Origin of the sequence: Pseudomonas sp. HMWF006 (genome assembly GCF_003061205.1) — a bacterium.
Lineage (GTDB): Bacteria > Pseudomonadota > Gammaproteobacteria > Pseudomonadales > Pseudomonadaceae > Aquipseudomonas > Aquipseudomonas monsensis.
The window spans coordinates 5,877-9,300 of the sequence record NZ_QAIU01000532.1; the positions used below are offsets into that span (position 1 = coordinate 5,877).

The window sequence follows — 3,424 nt, forward strand, 5'->3', positions numbered from 1 at the left end:
AATGATCAACCGCTATCGCGAGCAGGCTCACTCCTACCGTTTGAATTGCATTGCCAACTCAGGAATTGATTGCCATGAATTATGTAAATCCAGACAAACTGCAAGCCGCCATCCTCGACTGGGCCGGCACCGTGGTCGATTTCGGCTCCTTCGCCCCCACCCAGATCTTCGTCGAGGCCTTCGCCGAATTCGATGTACAGGTCTCCATCGAAGAGGCCCGTGGCCCGATGGGCATGGGCAAGTGGGATCACATCCGCACCCTGTGCGATCAGCCGCAGGTCGCCGAGCGCTATCGCAAGGCATTCGGCCGCACACCGACCGACGATGACGTCACCGCGATCTACAACCGCTTCATGCCACTGCAGATCGAGAAGATTGCCGAGCACTCGGCGCTGATTCCCGGCGCCCTGGAGACCATCGCCAATCTGCGTCAGCAGGGGATCAAGATCGGTTCCTGCTCGGGCTATCCGAAGCAGGTGATGGATAAAGTTGTGCAGCTGGCCGCCACCAACGGCTACATCGCCGACCACGTGGTCGCCACCGACGAAGTGCCGAACGGTCGCCCTTGGCCGGCACAGGCGTTGGCCAACGTGATTGCACTGGGCATCGACGACGTGGCCGCGTGCGTGAAGATCGACGACACCGTGCCGGGCATTCTCGAAGGTCGTCGTGCCGGCATGTGGACCGTCGCGCTGATCTGCTCCGGCAATGCGCTGGGCCTGGATTACCAAGGGTTCCGCGCCCTGAGCAGCGACGTGCTGGCCAGTGAGCGCAAGCGTATCCACGCCCTGTTCGCAGGCTCGCGCCCGCACTACATGATCGACACCATCAGCGATCTGCCGCAAGTGATCGCCGACATCAACAAGCGTCTGGCCAACGGTGAAATGCCGCAATCGAGCTGATGCTGTCGCTCGCGACAAACAAAAAACGCCAGTGTCTGCCCGACACTGGCGTTTTTTATTGCCCCACCCCTTGATTCAGAGCAGTGAAAGACCGATCAGCGTCAGGCAAATCCGCCAAAGCGGATTACAGTTAAAGCAGGCCGTCGCACAAGAACGGCACGACTCGACCCTGATCTGTGAGGAAACACCGTATGCCGTGGACAAGTTCCGAATCACGCTACAGCACCGTGTCGGTCCTGCTGCACTGGCTGATGCTGGTGTTATTGGTGCTGGTGTACGCCAGCATGGAACTGCGCGGTATCTTCCCCAAAGGCAGCGGCGGCCGCACGCTGATCCGCGAAGTGCATTACATGCTCGGCCTGACCGTGTTCGTGCTGGTGTGGTTTCGCCTGCTGGCGCGCAGCCTCGGCCCGGCGCCGAAGATTTTCCCCGCGTCACCACGCTGGCAGATCACTGTGGCGCGGCTGATGCATTGGGCGCTGTACCTGTTCATGATCAGCATGCCGATTCTCGGCTGGCTGATTACCAGCGCCGAAGGGCATCAAGTGATGTTCTATGGTTTCGACCTGCCGCTGCTGGTGGGGGAAAACAAGGCATTCGCCAAACAAGTGGAAGGCTGGCACGTGCTGATCGCCACAATCGGTTACTGGCTGATCGGGCTGCATGCACTGGCGGGGATTTATCACCACTATGTGGTGGGTGATAACACGTTGTTGCGGATGATGCCCAAACGGGTCGAACGCTGATCTCCAGGCGGGCGATTGGCTTGGCGCTGAGGGGATTTACCTGGGGCGAGGGAGCTTGCTCCCGCTCGGCGGTGCAGTCGTCGTAAACCCTGAGGTCGGGATTAATCCAGCAACCCGCGTCATCCGGTTTTGGGCTGCTGCACAGCCCGGCGGGAGCAAGCCCCCTCGCCACAGAAAGTTATTCGCCCGATGGCAGGGGGCTGAATCCTCTACGTCCCTGCAACCCACCGCTATGCACGAAGACCAGCCGAGTGCCATGTGCAAACCGGCCCGCTTCAATGCGTTGCTTGAGCGCCAGCAAAGCCTTGCCGGTATACAGCGGTTCCAGCGGTACACCGCTGACCTGTTCGGTCTGCTCGATGAATGCCAGCAACGTTGGATCGACCTTGGCAAATCCACCCCGACTGGCGTCGATCAGCTCGTACCCGCCAGGGCCCAGGCCGGCTTCGTGAAGGATCGTCTCGACCTGCGGCGCGACGCCATGATCCTCCGGCACCGCGAGAGCGCCATATACCGGGTGCTCGCCCGCCTCGGCCAACACCAACCCGGCCAGGGTGGTTCCGGTGCCGCAGGCCAGCCACCAGCCGTGGTAATCGTCCCAGCCAAGATTGCTTAATTGTGCGCAAACCTGCGCCTTGAGTACCTTGCAGCCCAAGGCGCCCGCCAATCCTCCGCCGCCCTCCGGCACCGCCTGCAACGTCGGATACTGCGCCTGCCACGGCACCCAGAAATCCGTTGCATGCCGCGCGCGATAACCGGCAAAACCCAGCCAGTGCAGGTGCATGCCGAACGCCTGCAGGTCCTTCACCGTGGGCGTTTGCTGCGCATGGCCACGCAACAGCCCCACGGTTTTGAACCCCAGCCGCTTGCCTGCCGCCGCCAACGCATGCAGATGATTGGAATGCGCGCCCCCGAGGCTGATGATGCCTTCAGCGCCCGCGAGATCGGCTGCCTTGAGGTGTTCGATGAGTTTGAACCACTTGTTGCCGCTGATCAGCGGGTCGATCCGGTCCAGACGCAGGATCGCGACCTCAATGCCGGCACGGGTGAGCCAGTCGAGTTGAAGGGGTTCGAGAGGGGCTTGGGGCAGCCAGTCGGAGGAAGGCAAAAACATGCAGGCGGTTCCGGAACAAGAACCGCCATCTTAACAGCCAAAACACATCCCCCTGTGGGAGCGGCCTTGCCCGCTCCCACAAGGGTTATCGCTGGATTACAGTTCAGCCGCCAGCCGCGAGCCCTGGTTGATCGCACGCTTGGCATCCAGCTCCGCCGCCACATCGGCACCGCCGATCAGGTGCACGTTCTGCCCCGCTTCGACCAGGCCGTCGTGCAGCTCACGCAGCGGATCCTGACCGGCACAGATCACGATGTTGTCCACCGCCAGCACTTGCGGCTCGCCGGTGTCGCCAATGCGGATGTGCAGGCCTTCGTCGTCGATCTTCAGGTATTCGACGCTGTTGAGCATTTGTACCTGCTTGTTCTTCAGGCCCGTGCGGTGAATCCAGCCGGTGGTCTTGCCCAGGCCGTCGCCGACCTTGGACTTCTTGCGTTGCAGCAGGAATACCTCGCGGGCCGGTGCGTGCGGCGCGGCTTTGATACCGGCCACGCCACCCCGGGCTTCCAGATGGGTGTCGATGCCCCACTCTTTCCAGAACGCGGCGCGATCCAGACTGGTGGCCACGCCTTCATGCACGAGGAATTCGCTGACGTCGAAACCGATACCGCCGGCGCCGATCACCGCGACCCGCTTGCCAACCGGTTTGCGCTCCAGAATCA

The 3,424-nt window shown here is 61.8% G+C and carries 4 protein-coding genes; 2 read left to right on the forward strand and 2 right to left on the reverse strand.

Annotation, left to right across the window (positions count from 1 at the left end):
• The first annotated feature begins 74 nt into the window (after positions 1 to 74).
• On the forward strand, positions 75 to 902 hold the full coding sequence (phnX, locus tag DBR24_RS23985) for a phosphonoacetaldehyde hydrolase (protein WP_128615979.1): 828 nt from the start codon (positions 75 to 77) through the stop codon (positions 900 to 902).
• Between the two features lie 191 nt (positions 903 to 1,093).
• A complete protein-coding gene (locus tag DBR24_RS23990) occupies positions 1,094 to 1,648 on the forward strand; it encodes a cytochrome b (protein WP_128615980.1) in 555 nt (184 codons plus the stop codon).
• A gap of 178 nt (positions 1,649 to 1,826) precedes the next feature.
• On the opposite strand, the gene DBR24_RS23995 is transcribed toward DBR24_RS23990, so the two are convergent.
• Complete coding sequence (locus tag DBR24_RS23995) at positions 1,827 to 2,762, reverse strand: 1-aminocyclopropane-1-carboxylate deaminase/D-cysteine desulfhydrase (RefSeq protein WP_128615981.1); 936 nt, start codon at positions 2,760 to 2,762, stop codon at positions 1,827 to 1,829.
• A 96-nt stretch (positions 2,763 to 2,858) separates the two neighbouring features.
• Positions 2,859 to 3,424, reverse strand: a 566-nt coding sequence (locus DBR24_RS33480) for an FAD-dependent oxidoreductase (protein ID WP_256591782.1), incomplete at its 5' end; no start/stop codon positions are given.